We start from the raw sequence: 19,394 nt of genomic DNA on the forward strand, positions 1-19,394 counted from the left end.
GACACACGCAAGAACAAAGCTGGCATTTCGCCGGCTATGTTCTTGGAGTCGTCATTTCTTGTGTGTGCCCTTGGGAAGGCGGACCACCTGGGTCTCGGAGTAGATATCGTGCCAGGTGCGTTTTTCCTTGTCCCACAGGCTCCAGAAGAAGCCTAACCCCAGCGTCAGCCAGGAACCGATTGCGATCACGAAGCGAAGCAGCGCCTGCCACAGACTGATGGCTGAGCCGTCCTTGTTCTGCACGCGGAGACTCCAGACCTGCATGCCGAGGGTCTGACCAGTGTGGGTCCAGAACTTGGCGAAGAAGCCGAACAGGCTGAAGACGACAAGCGTAGCAAGCAGGGGGTCGCCAGAAAGCCCACCCGCCTCGGCCAGTTGCCTCATCTGGGCTTCTCCGTGAATCAGGATGCGTATTGATTGGTAGGCAAAACCTACAACCAGGATCAGTGCTACGCAGAGCAGGAAGTCGTAGAAGATCGCAGCGAAGCGGCGAGCCAGCCCGGCAGTGGGGAAATCGCCCTGGGGGCGCAGCTGATGTTTCGGCATTGCGAACTCTTGGCGTATTGAGGGCGCGCCATTCTAACAGCCGATCAGCGGGCACAAAAAAGCCCCTGATGTTTCCATCAGGGGCTTTTCGGCGAAAAGCTCAGATCAGTTAACGACCTGGACCTTGTCAGCCTGCATGCCTTTCTGGCCTTGAACGGCTTCGAAGGTTACCTTCTGGCCTTCTTTCAGGCTACGGAAGCCGGAGCCTTCGATAGCGCGGAAGTGAACGAACAGATCCGGGCCGCTTTCCGGGGTGATGAAACCAAAACCTTTCTCGTCGTTGAACCATTTGACGGTGCCGGTTTGACGATTCGACATATCTTTTTCCTTGAAACTGAAGTTGATGACAGCCTGCTGTTCACTCACGAGCCAGAAGGGCTGGAACTGGTTGCAAAGAGGTAAGAGAAGTCGAGCGGGATGTAGCGGATCTGGTGATCTACCGCATCAGGTCACGATTCAACAGCGACCCATGCAAACACAGTTGCCCAACTCTACGTAAGTTTTAAGGAATTGCCAATCCCCGTAAGTCCAATCTTTACAGGCGGTTGATCGGGCCTCGGACAAGCGGGAAATAGAGGGGATATAGAGAGGAAAGCCTGGAGAAGGCTTGAAGATATCGTGGTGCCCCGGGAGAGACTCGAACTCTCACTCTGTCGCCAGAAACGGATTTTGAATCCGCCGCGTCTACCATTCCGCCACCGAGGCACGATGGGCGCGCAGTATAGGGACGCGCTCGTAGGCGGTCAATCCGTCTCCGTGGTCAGGAACGGCCATTTCCTGTACTATTTGCGCCCCTGCGATACGACCCCCCACCATGCGCGTAGCCGATTTTCATTTCGAGCTCCCCGAAGCTCTGATTGCCCGTCATCCCCTGGCCGAACGCCGAGCCAGCCGCCTTCTCGTGCTGGACGGTGACACAGGCTCCCTTAGCCATCGCCGCTTTGCCGACCTGCTGGAATACCTGCGTCCCGGCGACCTGATGGTGTTCAACAACACTCGGGTGATTCCCGCACGACTGTTCGGCCAGAAGGCCTCCGGCGGCAAGCTGGAGATCCTCGTCGAGCGTGTGCTGGATAGCCACCGTGTGCTGGCACATGTGCGTTCAAGCAAATCGCCCAAGCCCGGCTCGACCCTGCTGGTCGACGGTGGCGGTGAAGCCGAGATGCTCGCCCGTCATGATGCGCTTTTCGAACTTCGGTTCGCCGAAGAAGTGCTGCCATTGTTGGAACGGGTCGGCCACATGCCGCTGCCGCCGTATATAGACAGGCCTGACGACGACGCGGATCGCGAACGCTATCAGACTGTTTATGCCCGGCATGCCGGTGCCGTTGCCGCGCCTACTGCCGGGTTGCACTTCGATCAAGCCCTGCTGGAGGCCATTGCCGCCAAAGGCGTGGATAGCGCATTCGTCACCCTGCATGTCGGGGCGGGCACTTTCCAGCCAGTGCGGGTGGAACGCATCGAAGACCATCACATGCATCACGAGTGGCTTGAGGTCGGTCAGGATGTGGTGGACGCAGTGGCGGCTTGCCGCGCCCGTGGTGGTCGGGTGATCGCCGTCGGCACTACCAGTGTGCGCTCCCTGGAGAGCGCCGCACGGGATGGCCAGCTCAAGGCCTTCAGCGGCGACACCGACATCTTTTTGTACCCGGGCCGTTCGTTTCATGTAGTCGATGCCCTGGTCACCAACTTCCATTTGCCCGAATCCACCCTGCTGATGTTGGTCTCGGCCTTCGCCGGCTACCCGGAAACCATGGCTGCCTATGGCGCCGCGGTGGAGGAGGGCTACCGATTCTTCAGTTACGGTGATGCGATGTTCATCACCCGCAATCCCGCCCCGCGCGGACCCGAGGATCAAGCATGACGCGCACCTGCCGGATGAACTTCGAGTTGCTGGCCACCGACGGCAAGGCCCGTCGCGGCCGCCTGACCTTCCCCCGGGGCGTCGTCGAGACACCTGCCTTCATGCCCGTAGGAACCTACGGCACCGTGAAGGGAATGTTGCCGCGCGATATCGAAGGAATCGGCGCGCAAATTATCCTGGGCAACACGTTCCATCTTTGGCTGCGGCCAGGCATGGAGGTCATCAAGCGACACGGTGACCTACACGATTTCATGCAATGGCAGGGGCCGATCCTCACTGACTCAGGCGGCTTCCAGGTGTTCAGTCTGGGTGCGATGCGCAAGATCAAGGAGGAGGGCGTGACCTTTGCCTCTCCGGTGGATGGCGCCAAAGTATTCATGGGGCCCGAAGAGTCCATGCAGGTGCAGCGTGACCTCGGCTCGGACATCGTGATGATCTTCGACGAGTGCACGCCCTATCCGGCAGACTTCGACACCGCAAAACGCTCCATGGAGTTGTCGTTGCGCTGGGCAAAACGCTCCAAAGTGGCCCACGGCGAGAGCACTGCAGCGCTGTTCGGCATCGTCCAGGGTGGCATGCACGAGGAGCTGCGCATGCGCTCCCTTGAGGGGCTCAGCGAGATCGGTTTCGACGGCCTGGCAATCGGCGGACTGTCGGTGGGCGAGCCAAAGGAAGAAATGATTCGTGTGCTGGACTATCTGCCCGGCCAAATGCCTGCGGACAAGCCGCGCTACCTGATGGGGGTCGGCAAGCCGGAAGACCTGGTGGAGGGCGTGCGACGCGGGGTGGATATGTTCGATTGCGTGATGCCGACCCGTAACGCGCGCAATGGCCACCTGTTCATCGACACCGGCGTGCTGAAAATTCGCAACTCAGTGCATAAGCATGATGAGTCCCCGCTGGACCCGACCTGCGACTGTTACACCTGCAAACACTTCTCCCGTGCCTATCTGCACCATCTGGACAAATGCGGCGAAATGCTCGGCAGCATGTTGAATACAATCCACAACTTGCGGCATTACCAGCGCCTGATGGCTGGTTTGCGTGAGGCTATCCAACAGGGTAAATTGGCCGCCTTTGTCGATGCCTTCTATGCCAAGCGCGGACTACCGACTCCGCCCCTGGACTGATAAAGCCGCAGATATCCAGAACGATTACTTTCCAAATTTCCGTAACAGGAGTGCTAAATGAGCTTTCTGATTCCCGCCGCCTATGCCGACGCCGCTGCACCGGCCGCCGCTGCAGGTCCCGCCGGTACTGGTTTCGAGTGGGTTTTCCTGATCGGCTTCCTGGTCATCTTCTACCTGATGATCTGGCGTCCCCAGGCCAAACGCGCCAAAGAGCACAAAAACCTCCTGGGCAGCCTGCAGAAGGGTGACGAAGTGGTCACCTCCGGCGGCATCGCCGGCAAGGTCACGAAGGTCACTGATGACTTCGTGGTCATCGAAGTCTCTGACAGCGTCGAGCTGAAGTTCCAGAAGGCGGCTATTGCGGCGACCCTGCCGAAGGGCACCCTGAAAGCCATCTAAAGGGTTAATGGATCAACACCGACGGGGCGCCAACTGGCGCCCCGCGTCATAACGGGCGGAGTCATGCTCAACAAGTACCCACTGTGGAAATATCTGCTGATCCTGGCGGTGCTGGCGATCGGCCTGGTTTATTCCGCACCCAATCTCTATCCGGACGACCCGGCGATCCAGATCAGCGGTACCAGTACCGCGCTGAAGATCCAGCAATCGGATCTGGACAAGGCGGCCGAGGCCCTCAAGCAATCCGGCATCGAACTCAAATCCGCCAGCGTCAGCGCGACTGGTGGTCTGCTGCGCCTGACCAAGCTGGGAGATCAGCTGCCCGCCAAGGACGTGGTGCGCAAGGCTCTTGGTGATGATTACGTAGTCGCCCTGAACCTGGCTCCGACCACGCCGGACTGGCTGCGCAAGCTCGGCGCTGCGCCGATGAAGCTGGGTTTGGACCTCTCCGGTGGCGTGCACTTCCTGTTGGAAGTGGACATGGAGAAAGCGGTCACTGCGCGTCTGAAAATATACGAAGGCGAAGTCCGCGCCCTGCTGCGCAAGGAGCGTGTCCGCTACCGCAGTCTGCCGGCCCAGGAAAATGGCTTCCAGCTTGGCTTCTCCGATCAGGAGTCCTTGGAAAAGGCCCGCTCGCTGATTCGCAAGAGCTTTACCGACTTCGATATGACCACCACTGAGCGTGGTGGTCAGCAGGTCCTGCAGCTGACCCTGACCCAGGCCAAGCTGGCAGAGATTCGTGAATACTCCATCAAGCAGAACCTGACCACCGTCCGCAATCGCGTTAACGAGCTGGGTGTGGCCGAACCGATCGTGCAGCGCCAGGGCGCCAACCGCATCGTCGTTGAGCTGCCGGGCGTACAAGACACCGCCGAAGCCAAGCGTATCCTCGGCAAGACCGCAAACCTTGAGTTCCGTTTGGCTGCTGAACCGACCGCCAGCAAGGCCTCCACCGAGCTCTTTGAGTTCCGTGAGCCAGGTCGTCCGCCCGTACCGCTGGAGCGGAGCTTGATTATCACTGGGGACCAGGTTACCGACGCCCAGGCCAGTTATGACGAGAACGGTCGCCCTCAGGTGAACATCCGTCTTGACGGTCACGGCGGCGATTTGATGAGTCGTGCCACCCGCAACAACGTGGGGCGCAGCATGGCGGTGATCTTCATCGAACAGCGTCCGGTTACTCGTTACGTGACCCAGGACGTCGATGGCGTCCAGAAGGAAGTAGCGGTACAGAGCTTCAAGGAAGAGAAAAAGATCATCAGCCTGGCGACCATTCAGTCGCCGCTGGGTAGCCAGTTCCGTATCACTGGCCTGGACGGCCAGGGCGAGTCGTCCGAGCTGGCCCTGCTGCTGCGCGCAGGTGGTCTGGCCGCGCCGATGTACTTCGCTGAAGAGCGCACCATTGGCCCGAGCCTGGGTGCCGAGAACATTGTCAAAGGCATCGAGTCCACTGAGTGGGCAATGGTCTTCGTATCGTTGTTCATCATGGCTATCTACCGCTTCTTCGGGTTGCTGGCCACCATCGCCCTGGCATTCAACCTGGTGCTGCTGGTTGGGCTGATGTCGGTGATCGGTGCAACCCTGACCTTGCCGGGTATTGCCGGTATCGTGCTGACCCTGGGTATGGCGGTGGATGCCAACGTGCTGATCTATTCGCGGATTCGCGAGGAGCTCGCGAACGGACTTTCGGTGCAGCGCGCGATCCATGAAGGCTTCGATCGCGCCTACTCGGCGATCATCGACAGTAACCTCACCACCCTGCTGGTGGGCGGCATCCTGTTCGCCCTCGGCACCGGTCCGATCAAGGGCTTTGCCGTGACCATGTCGCTGGGGATCATCACCTCGATGTTCACCGCCATCATGTTCACCCGCGGCCTGGTCAACCTGATCTTCGGTGGCCGCAACTTCAAGAAACTGTGGATTTGAGGCCTGTCATGATCAAGTCAACCATTCGTTTCATGGCGATACGTAACGTTGCGTTCGCCATCACTGTGATCATCAGCCTGATCGGTATTGGCAGCCTGTTCGCCAAGGGCCTGAACTTCGGCTTGGACTTCACCGGCGGTACGCTGATCGAGTTGTCCTATGAGCAACCGGCGAATCTCGAACTGATCAAGCGAGAGCTTGGTGAGGCGGGCTTCGAGGATGCGGTGGTGCAGAGTTTCGGCGCGTCCACGGACGTGCTGGTGCGCCTGGCGGGTGATGATCCGCAACTTGGTAACAAGATTGCCGACGCCCTGCGCAAGGTGGATGCCGAGAGCAAGTTCGAGCTGAAGCGTGTGGAGTTCGTCGGGCCCCAAGTGGGTGAAGAGCTGCGTGACCAGGGTGGCCTGGCCATGCTTCTGGCGCTGGGCGGCATCCTGCTGTACCTGGCCTTCCGCTTCCAATGGAAGTTTGGTGTGGGCGCGGTGGCCTCGTTGGTCCACGACGTGATCGTTACTTTGGGGATCCTGGCATTCTTCCAGGTACCTTTTGACCTCACCGTGCTGGCCGCGGTTCTGGCGATGATCGGCTACTCGCTGAACGACACCATCATCATCTTCGACCGTATCCGCGAAAACTTCCGCGTGCTGCGCCGGGCTGACCTGATTGAGAACATCGACGTGTCCTGCACCCAGACGCTGCTGCGGACAATCGCCACTTCGATGTCCACTGCTCTGGCGCTGTTCGCCCTGCTGATCTTCGGCGGCGATAGCTTGCATGGTTTTGCGCTGTCGCTGCTGGTTGGTGTTGTGGTGGGTACCTACTCCTCCATCTACATCAGTGCTCCAGTGTTGATCTGGCTGGGGCTGTCCTCGGAAGATTTGATTCCGCCGGCGAACACCGCCGAGGTGGATGATCGTCCCTGAGAAGCACAAGCGTTATGTATGAGGCCCGGCACTTGCCGGGCCTTGTCATTTCTGGTGCATGAGACTTTCGTTCCATTTGTCGGAATAGTCCTACCTGATCGGGAACTCGACTTGGTTTCCTCTATCCAAGGCAGGTAGCAGGGCATGCAAGCCCGTTATGGAAGAGTCAGGAGGTCCATGTGAACAAGTCGATGCTAATCGGTACTGTTTTGGGTGCGGTTGGCGTGACTGCCGGCGGCGCTGTGGCCACTTATAGTCTGGTGGGCAATAGCGGTCCGGAGTATGCCGAGGTGCTCGCTGTCCAGCCGATCAATGAAACCGTGAAGACGCCGCGTGAGGTCTGCAACGATGTGGCAGTGACTCGCCAGCGCCCGGTCAAGGATCAGCACCAGATCACCGGTACCGTCCTTGGTGCGGTGGCAGGTGGCCTGCTGGGTAACCAGGTTGGTAGTGGCTCGGGCAAGAAGATCGCGACTGTCGCTGGTGCGGTGGGTGGTGGCTATGCTGGCAACAAGGTGCAGGAGCATATGCAGGAAGGTGACACCTATACCACCACCGAAACCCGCTGCAAGACCGTCACCGACACCAGCGAAAAGCTGGTGGGCTATGACGTGAAGTATCAATTGGATGGTAAGGTCGGCCAGGTACGCATGGATCATGATCCGGGCCGGCAGATTCCGGTCACCAAGGAAGGTCAGTTGATCCTGGGGCAGATGGGTGGTGACATCCAGCCTCAGGGCGGTGGTGCGGGCGTGCAGCAGTAAGGTGCTTCCAGATAACAAAAAACCCGGCCGAGGCCGGGTTTTTTGTGTTGCGTGAAACGCGATCAGCGCTTCAGCGAAGGCGGCAGATGTGGCTGGATGGCGGTCAGCACTGCCTTGAAGCATTTGGTATTGCCTGCGACCACATGGCCCTTCTCGAGGAAGTCGTGGCCGCCGGTGAAGTCACTCACTAGCCCGCCGGCTTCCTGCACCAGCAGGGCGCCCGCTGCCATGTCCCACTCGGACAGGCCGAACTCCCAGAAGGCGTCGAAGCGACCGGCCGCAACATAGGCCAGGTCCAGGCTGGCGGAGCCGGCGCGGCGGATGCCGGCGGTCTGGCCTACCAGGCTGCGGAACATGCCCAAGTAGTTGTCGAGATTGTCGATCTGGCTATCGCGGAAGGGGAAGCCGGTGCCGAGCAGGGCGCCTTCCAGGCTCTTGCGCGGGCTGACGCGCAGGCGGCGGCCGTTGAGGGCGGCGCCACGACCGCGGCTCGCGGTGAACTCTTCCTGGCGGACCGGGTCCAGGACGACCGCGTGTTCCAGGCGGCCCTTGTACTTGCAGGCGATGCTGACGGCAAAATGCGGAACGCCGCGGATGAAGTTGGTGGTGCCATCCAGGGGATCGATGATCCACAGGTAGTCGGCACCCTCGCCCTTGCCTTCCAGCAGGCCGCCTTCCTCGCCGAGGATGCTGTGGTTAGGGTAGGCCTTGCGCAGGGCATGCACGATGGCCAGTTCTGCAGCGCGATCGACCTCGGTGACGTAGTCCTTGGCGTCCTTCTCGTTGACGGAGATAACGTCCAGGCGCTCAATCGAGCGGAAAATCAGTTCACCGGCGCTGCGAGCGGCGCGCAGGGCGATATTCAGCATAGGCTGCATGGGGAGTTCACCTGGGTCGTTAAAGAAGAAAGCCGCACATGGTAGCAGAAAAAGCTGCGGGCAGGCAGGGGAGGTAGCGTGATTCGTGGCGTTGCGTCGGGGTGTCCGGTAAGATTCTCTGCTCCTTTTAAGTTCGGCTGAGAGGCTAGAGCGTTGCTGCAGAACATTCGCGTGGTGCTGGTCAATACCAGCCATCCCGGCAATATCGGTGGTGCCGCCCGCGCCATGAAGAACATGGGCCTGACGAAGCTGGTGCTGGTCGATCCTGTGGACTTTCCGAGTCCGGAGGCTCGTGCTCGCGCATCCGGTGCTGATGACATTCTGGATGGTGCCCAGGTGGTTGGTACCCTCGAAGAGGCGCTGGTGGGCTGCAGCCTTGTGGTTGGAACCAGTGCCCGAGATCGCCGCATACCCTGGCCGCTGCTCGATCCGCGTGAGTGTGGCAAGACGTCCGTTGAGCAGGTGCAGGTCGGTGGTGAGGTCGCCCTTGTATTCGGTCGCGAGTATGCGGGTCTTACCAATGAGGAGCTGCAGCGCTGCCAGTACCATGTGCACATTCCCTCGAATCCGGAGTTCTCTTCGCTGAATCTGGCGGCCGCTGTGCAGGTGTTGGTCTATGAAGTGCGCATGGCCTGGCTTGAGCAGGAAGGGCTGCCGAGCAAGGTCGAGAAGGTGGAAACCACGGCCATGCTCAATGCTCAGCCGGTCACCGTTGATGAGCTTGAGCGTTACTACGAACACCTGGAAAGCACCTTGGTGGAGATCGGCTTCCTCGATCCCGAGAAGCCCCGGCACCTGATGTCCAGGCTGCGTCGGCTATATGGGCGCAGTGGCATCAGCAAGCTGGAAATGAACATCCTGCGCGGCATCCTGACGGAGACCCAGAAAGCCGCGCGGGGCGATGCAAGCAAGCGGAGTGACAAGTGATGTTCGGCAGCATTCGAGAAGACATTCAAAGCGTATTCCACCGTGATCCGGCTGCGCGCAATGCCTTCGAGGTGCTCACTTGTTATCCAGGGTTGCACGCCATCTGGTTGCATCGCGCAGCCCATGCTTTGTGGATTGCCGGCTGGAAGTGGCTGGCGCGCCTGGTGTCGAACTTCAGTCGCTGGCTGACCGGCATCGAGATTCATCCGGGGGCGAAGATTGGTCGTCGCTTCTTCATTGATCATGGCATGGGAATCGTCATTGGTGAGACTGCCGAGATCGGTAACGATGTCACCCTTTACCAGGGCGTGACGCTGGGTGGTACCAGTTGGAATCAGGGTAAGCGCCACCCGACGCTGGAAGACGGCGTGGTGGTGGGGGCGGGTGCGAAGGTGCTCGGTCCCTTTACGGTGGGTGCTGGCGCCAAGATCGGCTCCAATGCCGTGGTGACGAAGGCGGTGCCGGCCGGCGCCACTGCGGTGGGTATTCCCGGTCGGATCATCGTCAAAGCTGATCCAGAGCAGGAAGCCAAGCGGCAGGCCATTGCCGAGCGCTTCGGCTTCGATGCCTATGGTCTTGGCCAGGACATGCCCGACCCTGTAGCTCGCGCTATCGGCCAGTTGCTGGATCATGTGCAGGCGGTGGATGAGCGCCTGGATGGCATGTGCAAGGCGCTGACCGCGCTGGGTAGCGACTACTGCGCCAAGGCGCTGCCGGAACTGCGCGACGAGGACTTTGCCGGCGTCAAGGAAGAGGAGCGCAAGTCGGTCGGCTGAGCTGCATTCATTCGACCTTGCTCCGGCAGCCGAGGTCGGATTATTAGGGTGCTAACGGGGTGTGCCTCTGATATTATCCACGCCCCTGCAAGATTTAATCCCGACTGATTTGATCAGGCTTATAGTTGACTTAAATAGTCGGGAATTGCATACTCGCTGCATTCCAGCGATTCCGTGGTACTCACCATGCGACTGACCACCAAAGGCCGTTACGCCGTCACCGCCATGCTCGACTTGGCGCTGCATGCGCAGCACGGGCCGGTTTCCCTGGCGGATATTTCCGAGCGGCAGGGCATTTCCCTGTCCTATCTCGAGCAGCTTTTCGCCAAGCTCCGTCGCGGCAACCTGGTTAGCAGTGTGCGAGGCCCAGGTGGTGGCTACCAGCTTTCCCGTGATATGCACGGCATTCATGTCGCCCAGGTAATAGATGCAGTCAACGAGTCGGTGGATGCCACCCGTTGCCAGGGTCTGGGTGATTGCCACTCCGGTGATACCTGCCTCACCCACCACCTCTGGTGTGATCTGAGTCTTCAGATCCATGAGTTCCTCAGCGGCATCAGTCTGGCTGACCTGGTCAACCGTCGCGAGGTGCAAGAGGTCGCTCAGCGGCAGGATCAACGCCGCTGTGGAAGCAATGGCAGGATGCCGCACCTCGATAAGATTGAAGCGTCCGCCATCGAATGAGCAGGGCGCCGGCCCGTGATTGGCCCCGATACCTGATAGGAGAGCCCCGATGAAATTGCCGATTTACCTCGACTACTCCGCCACTACGCCAGTGGACCCGCGCGTCGCTCAAAAGATGAGCGATTGCCTGCTGGTGGACGGCAACTTCGGCAACCCGGCGTCGCGTTCCCACGTGTTCGGCTGGAAAGCAGAAGAGGCGGTCGAGAACGCTCGTCGTCAGGTGGCAGAGTTGGTCAATGCTGATCCGCGAGAAATCGTCTGGACGTCCGGTGCTACCGAGTCCGACAACCTTGCCATCAAGGGCGTGGCGCACTTCTATAGCGGCAAGGGCAAGCACATCATCACCTCGAAGATCGAGCACAAGGCGGTGCTGGACACCACCCGCCAGCTGGAGCGCGAAGGCTTTGAGGTGACTTATCTCGAGCCGGGCGAAGATGGCCTGATCACCCCAGCCATGGTCGAGGCAGCTCTGCGTGACGACACCATTCTCGTCTCCGTCATGCATGTGAACAATGAAATCGGCACCATCAACGACATCGCTGCCATCGGCGAGCTGACCCGTGCCCGCGGCATCCTTTTCCATGTCGACGCCGCCCAGTCCACCGGCAAGGTGGAGATCGACCTAGAGAAACTCAAGGTCGACCTGATGTCTTTCTCGGCGCACAAGACCTATGGCCCGAAAGGCATCGGCGCGCTCTACGTACGTCGTAAGCCACGTGTACGCCTGGAAGCCATGATGCACGGTGGTGGCCATGAGCGCGGCATGCGTTCCGGTACCCTGGCAACCCATCAGATCGTCGGCATGGGTGAAGCCTTCCACATCGCCAAGCAGGAGATGGCCGCCGAGCGCGTGCGTATCAAGGCTTTGGCAGATCGTTTCTGGGCTCAGATCGACGGCATGGAAGAGCTCTACCTGAACGGTAGTGCCACTGCTCGCGTGCCGCACAACATGAACGTCAGCTTCAACTACGTCGAAGGCGAGTCGTTGATCATGGCGCTCAAGGATCTTGCGGTCTCCTCCGGTTCCGCTTGCACCTCGGCTTCCCTGGAGCCGTCCTACGTGCTGCGCGCCCTGGGCCGCAATGACGAGCTGGCGCACAGCTCCATTCGCTTCACTTTCGGTCGTTTCACCACCGCAGAGGAAGTGGACTATGCCGCTGCCAAGGTGCGCGAAGCGGTCAGCAAGCTCCGTGAACTGTCCCCCCTGTGGGATATGTATAAAGAGGGCGTCGACCTGTCCCAGGTCGAATGGCAGGCGCACTGACGCCACCCTGATGAGTGAGGAATAGTTACCATGGCATACAGCGACAAGGTCATCGATCACTACGAAAATCCGCGTAACGTCGGCAAGCTCGACGCCCAGGACCCTGATGTGGGTACTGGCATGGTCGGCGCGCCGGCTTGCGGCGACGTGATGCGTCTGCAGATCAAGGTCAACGAGCAAGGCGTGATCGAAGACGCCAAATTCAAGACCTACGGCTGCGGTTCCGCCATCGCTTCCAGTTCCCTCGCCACCGAGTGGATGAAGGGTAAGACTCTGGACGAGGCAGCTGCCATCAAGAACACCACCATCGCCGAAGAGCTGGCTCTTCCTCCAGTGAAGATTCACTGCTCGGTGTTGGCTGAGGACGCTATCAAGGCGGCCGTCCACGACTACAAGCAGAAGAAGGGTCTGCTCTAAGCGCTCGAACGAGTAAGGAGTTGCAATGGCCATCAGCATGACTGAGTCTGCCGCCCGTCACGTGCAGCGTTCCATTGAGGGGCGCGGCAAGGGTGAAGGTATCCGTCTGGGGGTGCGTACGACTGGCTGCTCCGGTCTCGCCTATGTGCTGGAGTTCGTCGACGAGCTGACCGCGGATGACATGGTCTTCGAGAGTCACGGCGTCAAGGTGATCATCGATCCCAAGAGCCTGACCTACCTTGACGGGACTGAGCTGGACTTCGTTCGCGAAGGGCTCAACGAGGGCTTCAAGTTCAATAACCCGAACGTACGTGGCGAATGCGGCTGCGGCGAGAGCTTCAACGTCTGAGGCGTGTGTGGGAACTCCCTGTCATTTCGCTCTGTTCGACCTGAAGCCGGGTCATCGACTGGATCTCGACCAGCTTGCGGCGCGTTACCGCGAGTTGGCTCGTACCGTCCATCCTGATCGTTTCGCTGATGCCTCCGAGCGCGAACAGCGCTTGGCGCTGGAGCGTGCAGCCCAGCTCAACGATGCTTATCAGACGCTCAAGAGCGCGCCGCGGCGGGCGTTGTACCTGCTGGCGCTGAAGGGGCGAGAGCTTCCGCTTGAGGTGACGGTGCAGGATCCACAGTTCCTGCTACAGCAAATGCAGTGGCGCGAAGAGCTGGAGGACTTGCACGACAGTGCTGACCTGGGCGGCGTTGGCGCCTTCAAGCGCCGGCTCAAGGTTGCCCAGGCCGAGTTGGACGGTGATTTCGCTGAGTGCTGGGATGACCCTGCTCGCCGCGAAGAGGCCGAGCGCCTGGTGCGTCGTATGCAGTTCCTCGACAAGCTGACCCACGAAGTGCGCCAACTGGAAGAGCGCCTCGACGATTAACCCGCGATGCCGTCTTGGTTGCCGGTACGCCTGATAAATAGACAAGCATGGCCTTACTGCAGATCGCCGAACCCGGACTGAGCCCCCAACCGCACCAGCGCCGCCTGGCGGTGGGAATCGACCTGGGCACTACCAACTCGCTGGTCGCTGCTGTGCGCAGCGGTGTTGCCGAGCCCCTGCCGGATTCCGACGGGCAGGTCATCCTGCCATCCGCGGTCCGCTATCACGCAGACCGTGTTGAAGTCGGTCGCAGCGCCAAGCAGGCTGCGTCCAGCGATCCGCTGAATACCATCATTTCGGTCAAGCGCTTCATGGGGCGCGGCCTGGAGGACGTGAAGCAACTCGGCGAGCAATTGCCGTACCGCTTCGTTGGTGGCGAATCGCACATGCCTTTCATCGAGACTGTCCAGGGCGCTAAGAGCCCGGTGGAAGTTTCGGCTGACATTCTCAAAACCCTGCGGCAGCGCGCCGAGCAGACTCTCGGGGGCGAATTGGTGGGTGCGGTGATCACTGTACCCGCCTACTTTGACGAGGCTCAGCGCCAAGCCACAAAGGACGCCGCGCGCCTTGCGGGTCTCAATGTGCTGCGCCTGCTCAACGAGCCCACCGCTGCTGCAGTGGCCTATGGCTTGGACAAGCAGGCCGAAGGCGTGATCGCCATCTATGACCTGGGTGGCGGTACTTTCGATATTTCCATCCTGCGCCTGACCCGCGGCGTGTTTGAGGTCATGGCCACCGGTGGTGACAGCGCCCTGGGCGGCGATGATTTCGATCATGCCATTGCCGGTTGGATGGTCCAGCAGGCCGGCCTTTCCTCTGATCTTGATCCGGGTGCCCAGCGCAGCCTGCTGCGGGCCGCCTGCGATGCCAAGGAGGCCCTGACCGATTCGGACAGTGTCGAGCTCACCTATGGCGACTGGCGCGGTATCTTGACTCGCGAGCGCTTCGACGCCCTGATCGAACCCATGGTTGCTCGCAGCCTCAAGGCTTGCCGCCGTGCGGTGCGTGACGCCGGTATCGAGCAGGACGAAGTCGAGGCCGTGGTGATGGTGGGTGGTTCCACTCGTGTGCCGCGTGTGCGTGAGGCTGTCGCCGAGATGTTTGGTCGTCAGCCGTTGACTGACATCGATCCTGATCAGGTTGTGGCTATCGGAGCTGCCGTACAGGCCGATACCCTGGCGGGCAACAAGCGCGGCGAAGAGCTGCTGCTGCTGGATGTGATTCCTCTGTCGCTCGGCCTGGAAACCATGGGTGGGCTGATGGAGAAAGTGATCCCGCGCAACACTACCATTCCGGTGGCGCGTGCCCAGGACTTCACTACTTATAAAGATGGCCAGACGGCCATGATGATTCACGTGCTCCAGGGGGAGCGTGAGCTGATCAAAGACTGCCGTTCTCTGGCGCGCTTCGAACTGCGCGGCATTCCGCCCATGGTGGCGGGGGCGGCGAAGATTCGCGTGACGTTCCAGGTGGATGCCGATGGCCTGCTGGGCGTTACCGCTCGCGAGCTGGCTTCGGGCGTCGAGGCGAGCATTCAGGTCAAGCCGTCGTACGGCCTGACCGATGGCGAGATCTCGCGCATGTTGCAGGACTCCTTCCAGTACGCTGGCGAGGACAAGAATGCGCGAGCCCTGCGCGAGCAGCAGGTCGAGGCCGAGCGCCTGCTGGAGGCCGTTCAGGCTGCCCTGGATGCCGATGGCGAGCGCCTGCTGGATGATGCCGAGCGCGTCGCGATCCTGGATAGCATGCAAACCCTGCGCGAGCTGGCGATCGGCGCTGATGTCGTCGCCATCGAAGCACAGGTCAAGCGCCTGTCCCAGGTGACTGATGCCTTTGCTGCGCGTCGTATGGATGCCGCCGTCAAGACCGCGCTGGCCGGCCGCCGACTCAATGAAATCGAGGATTAACCCAGAAATGCCGCAGATCATCTTCCTGCCTCACGCCGAGCATTGCCCCGAGGGTGCCGTGATCGAGGCGCAGCCGGGTGAAAGTATCCTGGATGCCGCACTGCGCAGTGGCATCGATATCGAGCACGCCTGCGAGAAGTCCTGCGCTTGCACCACCTGCCACGTAGTGGTGCGCGAGGGCTTCAACTCCATGGAGGCATCCGACGAACTGGAAGACGACATGCTGGACAAGGCCTGGGGCCTGGAGCCAAATTCCCGTCTGTCCTGCCAGGCGCTCGTCGCCGAAGCGGATTTGGTGGTGGAGATTCCGAAATACACCATCAACCAGGTTTCCGAGGGGCATTGAGCATGAGCTTGAAATGGACCGACGTGCTGGAAATCGCCATCCAGCTCGCTGAAGCCAAGCCGGACGTCGACCCGCGCTATGTCAATTTCGTCGACTTGCATAACTGGGTCCTGGCCCTGCCGGAGTTTTCCGACGACCCGCACCGTGGCGGGGAAAAGGTGCTCGAGGCCATCCAGGCTGCCTGGATCGAGGAAGCCGACTGATCGGCTCTCCACCTCCGGGTTCCGGCCCTACGCATTTCCCCCTAACCCGCGTATAATTCGCGGGTTTAATTTTTCGCTTTAATCCTTGTTTCTGGAGTTTTCCATGGCTGTCGAACGTACTCTCTCCATCATCAAGCCGGACGCCGTTGCCAAGAACGTGGTCGGTGAGATCGTCACCCGCTTCGAAAAAGCCGGTCTGCGCGTCGTTGCCGCCAAGATGGTGCAACTGTCCGAGCGCGAAGCCGGTGGTTTCTACGCCGAGCACAAAGAGCGCGGTTTCTTCAAGGATCTGGTTGCTTTCATGACCTCCGGTCCGGTTGTCGTTCAGGTCCTGGAAGGCGAAAACGCCGTTGCCAAGAACCGTGAACTGATGGGCGCCACGGATCCTAAGAAAGCTGACGCCGGTACCATCCGTGCTGACTACGCCGTTTCCATCGACGAAAACGCGGTACATGGTTCGGATTCTGAGGCTTCTGCTGCTCGCGAAATCTCTTACTTCTTCGCCGCCACCGAGGTGTGCGCTCGCATTCGCTGATCGCGAATGGGAGAGGGTGAAGCCATGACTGAATCGACCGGTAAAGTGAACCTGCTGGGCCTGACCCAGCCGCAACTGGAAAGCTTCTTCGAGTCCATCGGGGAGAAACGCTTCCGTGCCGGCCAGGTGATGAAGTGGATTCACCACTTTGGCGTCGATGATTTCGACGCCATGAGCAATATCGGCAAGGCCTTGCGCGACAAACTCAAGGCCTCTGCCGAGATTCGCGGTCCGGAAGTGGTCAGCCAGGACATCTCCAGCGATGGCACCCGCAAGTGGGTGGTCCGCGTGGCCTCCGGTAGCTGCGTCGAAACCGTGTATATCCCGCAAGGTGGCCGCGGCACCCTGTGTGTCTCGTCCCAAGCCGGATGCGCGCTGGATTGCAGCTTCTGCTCCACGGGCAAACAAGGTTTCAACAGCGACCTCACCGCCGCTGAAGTGATTGGCCAGGTGTGGATCGCCAACAAGTCCTTCGGGACCATCCCCGCGAAGATCGACCGTGCCATCACCAATGTGGTGATGATGGGCATGGGCGAACCGCTGCTGAATTTCGACAACGTGGTCGCCGCCATGAACATCATGATGGACGACCTCGGCTATGGCATTTCCAAGCGCAAGGTGACCTTGTCCACCTCGGGCGTGGCGCCGATGATCGACAAGCTGGGCGAGGTAATCGACGTTTCCCTCGCGCTGTCGCTGCACGCGCCGAACGACCCGCTGCGCAACCAGTTGGTGCCGATCAACAAGAAGTATCCCCTGCCTGTGGTGCTCGATTCCTGCCGCCGCTACATCTCACGCCTCGGCGAGAAGCGCGTGCTGACCATCGAGTACACCCTGCTCAAGGACGTCAACGACCAGCCCGAACATGCCGTACAGATGATCGAGTTGCTCAAGGACTTCCCTTGCAAGATCAACCTGATTCCGTTCAACCCCTTCCCGCACTCAGGCTACGAGCGGCCCAGCAATAATGCGATTCGCCGCTTCCAGGACCTGTTGCACAAGGCTGGGCACAATGTCACCGTCCGCACCACTCGCGGCGACGACATCGATGCCGCCTGCGGCCAACTGGTCGGCCAGGTCATGGACCGTACCCGTCGTAGCGAACGCTACATTGCCGTGCGCCAGCTGAATGCCGAAGCGGAGGCGTCCAGCAACGCCGTGAACCGGAACTAGAGAAGGACACCCCATGACCCTGCGCGCTGCGCTGCTCCTCGTTTCCTCCGCATTGCTCGCGGCCTGCGTGTCGACCGGACAGGTCGATCCGATGAAGACCGACAAGGGCCGTGACGCAGCACGCGATGCCTATATCGACCTGGGTATCGGCTATCTCAAGCAAGGCGCCACCGAGCGCGCCAAGGTGCCGCTGAAGAAGGCCCTGGAGATGGACCCGTCAAACGCCGATGCCAATGCGGCCCTCGCCCTGGTGTTCCAGACCGAGATGGAGCCGGAGCTGGCTGACCAGCACTACCGAAAGGCCCTGTCATCGCGAAGCGATTCGCGCATTCTCAACAACTACGGGACCTTCCTGTTCGAGCAGGGGCGCTACAAAGACGCCTACGAGCGATTCCAGCAGGCCACCGAGGACAACCTCTACCCGGAGCGTTCTCGGGTGTTCGAGAACCTGGGCCTGACCGCCATGAAGATGAATAACCCGGCCCTGGCCAAACAGCATTTCGACAAGGCGCTGCGCCTAAACCGCCAGCAGCCCATGGCGCTGCTGGAGATGGCCCAATTGTCCTTCAGCGAGAAACAGTACGTGCCGGCCCGCGACTACTACCAGCGCTACTCCCAGATCGCCCCGCAGACCGCTAGCAGCCTGCTGCTCGGGTCGCGCCTGGCGACCATTTTCGAAGACCGCGACCAGGCTGCAAGCCTCGGTCTGCAACTCAAGCGCCTTTATCCCGGCACGCCGGAATATCAGCAATACCTGTCGGAGCAATGATGAAAGCGTCGCATCCCGAAGCAGTAGCGGCGACCCGCGCCAACCCCGGTGAGACCCTGCGTCAGGCCCGTGAAGGCAAGGATTGGAGCTTGGGCGAGGTCGCCCGTAACCTCAACCTGACCGAACAGTCCCTGCGCCAGCTCGAAGCGGGCGACTTCGAACAACTGCCGGGGCACACTTTTGCCCGTGGCTACGTGCGCGCCTACGCCAAACTGCTGGGTATCGACCAGGCCGCACTGGTTGCCGAGTTCGACCATTACACCGGCACCGATGCCAACGGCAGCAGCGTGCACAGTCTGGGCCGCATCGAAGAGCCGGTGCGCCTGTCCCAGAGTGTGTTGCGTATCGTCAGCTTCATTATCCTGGTCGCCCTCGGCGCGGTCGGCTTCTTCTGGTGGCAGGAGCATTCCAGCCGCAACAACGAGGAAGCGTCCAGCGTGAGCATGGAACATGTGGAAGTGGAAAGTGCCGACGGCACTACCCAGATCCACCCCCTCGACGAGCCGGAAGATCAGGCTGTAGCTGAAGCTCAGGATGGACAGGCACCGATCCCCGCCGAAGTCTCGCCGGAAATGGCCGCCCAGCCCGAACAACTGCCCGCCGAAGGCTCTGCCCCGACTACGCCGGTAGGCGAGACCGCGCCGGCTACCACTGCTTCGCCTCAGGCTCCTGTCGTTGCCGCAGCGCCGGCCGTTCCGGTTGCACAGCCCCCCGCGCCGACCGCCACCGAGCCTAGTGCTCCTGCTGCCGCGCCGTCGACTACCCCTGTCGCTCCGGTTGCACCCGCTGCAACCCCGGCTCCCTCTGCACAGCCCGCGGCACCGGTGATAGCCCAACAGGGGCAGGGAGTGGTGCGCATCCAGTTCACCGCCAACTGCTGGACCCAGGTCACTGACGCCGACGGCAAGGTGCTGGTCAGCGCCCTCAAGCGTACTGGCGACAGCCTGGAACTGGCCGGTAAGGCGCCGCTGGAAGTTCGCCTGGGCTTTGCCCGTGGCGCCCAGCTCAGCTACAACGGCCAGTCGGTCGATGTATCGCCTCACGTCCGCGGCGAGACCGCACGCCTGAAGTTGGGGCAATAAGCC

23 protein-coding genes and 1 tRNA gene are annotated in these 19,394 nt (G+C 60.7%); 20 read left to right on the forward strand and 4 right to left on the reverse strand.

Going from position 1 to position 19,394, the window contains the following annotated elements:
• Nucleotides 1-51 precede the first annotated feature (51 nt).
• The 3 genes from E8F20_RS23095 to E8F20_RS23105 form a co-directional block, all read right to left on the reverse strand.
• Nucleotides 52-546 (reverse strand): RDD family protein, encoded by a 495-nt coding sequence (locus E8F20_RS23095; protein WP_280285828.1) that lies wholly within the window; start codon nt 544-546, stop codon nt 52-54.
• A gap of 105 nt (nt 547-651) precedes the next feature.
• Entirely contained in the window at nt 652-864 is a 213-nt protein-coding gene (locus E8F20_RS23100) for a cold-shock protein (protein ID WP_016491057.1), read from the reverse strand.
• A gap of 301 nt (nt 865-1,165) precedes the next feature.
• Nucleotides 1,166-1,251: transfer RNA gene (locus E8F20_RS23105), tRNA-Leu, on the reverse strand.
• A gap of 109 nt (nt 1,252-1,360) precedes the next feature.
• Between E8F20_RS23105 and queA the strand changes: the two genes are divergently transcribed.
• The 6 genes from queA (at nt 1,361) to E8F20_RS23135 (ending at nt 7,552) form a co-directional block, all read left to right on the forward strand.
• Nucleotides 1,361-2,410, forward strand: coding sequence for a tRNA preQ1(34) S-adenosylmethionine ribosyltransferase-isomerase QueA (gene queA, locus E8F20_RS23110; protein ID WP_280285829.1), 1,050 nt, complete (start codon nt 1,361-1,363; stop codon nt 2,408-2,410).
• Nucleotides 2,411-2,424: 14 nt separating this feature from the next.
• Nucleotides 2,425-3,540, forward strand: a complete 1,116-nt coding sequence (gene tgt, locus E8F20_RS23115; RefSeq protein WP_280285947.1) for a tRNA guanosine(34) transglycosylase Tgt — start codon at nt 2,425-2,427, stop codon at nt 3,538-3,540.
• 57 nt (nt 3,541-3,597) lie between these two features.
• Nucleotides 3,598-3,939 carry a preprotein translocase subunit YajC gene (gene yajC, locus E8F20_RS23120; RefSeq protein ID WP_028628667.1) on the forward strand — a complete coding sequence of 114 codons (342 nt, stop codon included), beginning with the start codon at nt 3,598-3,600 and terminating at the stop codon, nt 3,937-3,939.
• A 63-nt stretch (nt 3,940-4,002) separates the two neighbouring features.
• Nucleotides 4,003-5,865, forward strand: coding sequence for a protein translocase subunit SecD (gene secD, locus E8F20_RS23125; RefSeq protein WP_280285830.1), 1,863 nt, complete (start codon nt 4,003-4,005; stop codon nt 5,863-5,865).
• An 8-nt stretch (nt 5,866-5,873) separates the two neighbouring features.
• A complete protein-coding gene (gene secF / locus E8F20_RS23130; RefSeq protein ID WP_137821274.1) occupies nt 5,874-6,788 on the forward strand; it encodes a protein translocase subunit SecF in 915 nt (304 codons plus the stop codon).
• Between the two features lie 179 nt (nt 6,789-6,967).
• Nucleotides 6,968-7,552 carry a glycine zipper 2TM domain-containing protein gene (locus tag E8F20_RS23135; RefSeq protein ID WP_280285831.1) on the forward strand — a complete coding sequence of 195 codons (585 nt, stop codon included), beginning with the start codon at nt 6,968-6,970 and terminating at the stop codon, nt 7,550-7,552.
• Nucleotides 7,553-7,614: 62 nt separating this feature from the next.
• On the opposite strand, the gene suhB is transcribed toward E8F20_RS23135, so the two are convergent.
• Complete coding sequence (suhB, locus tag E8F20_RS23140; RefSeq protein ID WP_028628663.1) at nt 7,615-8,430, reverse strand: inositol-phosphate phosphatase; 816 nt, start codon at nt 8,428-8,430, stop codon at nt 7,615-7,617.
• A gap of 153 nt (nt 8,431-8,583) precedes the next feature.
• Between suhB and trmJ the strand changes: the two genes are divergently transcribed.
• The 14 genes from trmJ to E8F20_RS23210 all read left to right on the forward strand — a co-directional run bounded on the left by trmJ (nt 8,584) and on the right by E8F20_RS23210 (nt 19,391).
• Nucleotides 8,584-9,357: a tRNA (cytosine(32)/uridine(32)-2'-O)-methyltransferase TrmJ gene (gene trmJ / locus E8F20_RS23145; protein WP_028628662.1), complete on the forward strand. Its 774-nt coding sequence runs from the start codon at nt 8,584-8,586 to the stop codon at nt 9,355-9,357.
• Nucleotides 9,357-10,133, forward strand: a complete 777-nt coding sequence (cysE, locus tag E8F20_RS23150) for a serine O-acetyltransferase (protein WP_280285832.1) — start codon at nt 9,357-9,359, stop codon at nt 10,131-10,133. The genes trmJ and cysE overlap by 1 nt, the downstream gene beginning before the upstream one ends.
• A gap of 186 nt (nt 10,134-10,319) precedes the next feature.
• Complete coding sequence (gene iscR, locus E8F20_RS23155) at nt 10,320-10,817, forward strand: Fe-S cluster assembly transcriptional regulator IscR (protein WP_077522656.1); 498 nt, start codon at nt 10,320-10,322, stop codon at nt 10,815-10,817.
• 49 nt (nt 10,818-10,866) lie between these two features.
• Nucleotides 10,867-12,081: an IscS subfamily cysteine desulfurase gene (locus tag E8F20_RS23160; RefSeq protein ID WP_028628660.1), complete on the forward strand. Its 1,215-nt coding sequence runs from the start codon at nt 10,867-10,869 to the stop codon at nt 12,079-12,081.
• Nucleotides 12,082-12,111: 30 nt separating this feature from the next.
• Nucleotides 12,112-12,498, forward strand: coding sequence for a Fe-S cluster assembly scaffold IscU (iscU, locus tag E8F20_RS23165; RefSeq protein WP_028628659.1), 387 nt, complete (start codon nt 12,112-12,114; stop codon nt 12,496-12,498).
• A 25-nt stretch (nt 12,499-12,523) separates the two neighbouring features.
• Complete coding sequence (iscA, locus tag E8F20_RS23170; RefSeq protein WP_028628658.1) at nt 12,524-12,847, forward strand: iron-sulfur cluster assembly protein IscA; 324 nt, start codon at nt 12,524-12,526, stop codon at nt 12,845-12,847.
• A 7-nt stretch (nt 12,848-12,854) separates the two neighbouring features.
• Complete coding sequence (hscB, locus tag E8F20_RS23175) at nt 12,855-13,376, forward strand: co-chaperone HscB (RefSeq protein WP_280285833.1); 522 nt, start codon at nt 12,855-12,857, stop codon at nt 13,374-13,376.
• A 47-nt stretch (nt 13,377-13,423) separates the two neighbouring features.
• Complete coding sequence (hscA, locus tag E8F20_RS23180; RefSeq protein WP_280285834.1) at nt 13,424-15,283, forward strand: Fe-S protein assembly chaperone HscA; 1,860 nt, start codon at nt 13,424-13,426, stop codon at nt 15,281-15,283.
• Nucleotides 15,284-15,290: 7 nt separating this feature from the next.
• The gene (fdx, locus tag E8F20_RS23185; protein WP_028628655.1) at nt 15,291-15,629 is read left to right on the forward strand and encodes an ISC system 2Fe-2S type ferredoxin; all 339 of its coding nucleotides are present in this window, start codon (nt 15,291-15,293) and stop codon (nt 15,627-15,629) included.
• Between the two features lie 2 nt (nt 15,630-15,631).
• Nucleotides 15,632-15,832 (forward strand): Fe-S cluster assembly protein IscX, encoded by a 201-nt coding sequence (gene iscX / locus E8F20_RS23190; RefSeq protein WP_028628654.1) that lies wholly within the window; start codon nt 15,632-15,634, stop codon nt 15,830-15,832.
• A gap of 103 nt (nt 15,833-15,935) precedes the next feature.
• Entirely contained in the window at nt 15,936-16,367 is a 432-nt protein-coding gene (gene ndk / locus E8F20_RS23195; RefSeq protein WP_280285835.1) for a nucleoside-diphosphate kinase, read from the forward strand.
• A 24-nt stretch (nt 16,368-16,391) separates the two neighbouring features.
• On the forward strand, nt 16,392-17,540 hold the full coding sequence (rlmN, locus tag E8F20_RS23200) for a 23S rRNA (adenine(2503)-C(2))-methyltransferase RlmN (protein ID WP_280285836.1): 1,149 nt from the start codon (nt 16,392-16,394) through the stop codon (nt 17,538-17,540).
• A 13-nt stretch (nt 17,541-17,553) separates the two neighbouring features.
• Entirely contained in the window at nt 17,554-18,309 is a 756-nt protein-coding gene (pilW, locus tag E8F20_RS23205; protein WP_028628651.1) for a type IV pilus biogenesis/stability protein PilW, read from the forward strand.
• Complete coding sequence (locus E8F20_RS23210; protein ID WP_280285837.1) at nt 18,306-19,391, forward strand: helix-turn-helix domain-containing protein; 1,086 nt, start codon at nt 18,306-18,308, stop codon at nt 19,389-19,391. The genes pilW and E8F20_RS23210 overlap by 4 nt, the downstream gene beginning before the upstream one ends.
• The last annotated feature ends 3 nt before the right edge of the window (nt 19,392-19,394 follow it).

It is taken from the genome of Pseudomonas sp. BN415, from assembly GCF_029871195.1.
GTDB lineage: Bacteria > Pseudomonadota > Gammaproteobacteria > Pseudomonadales > Pseudomonadaceae > Metapseudomonas > Metapseudomonas resinovorans.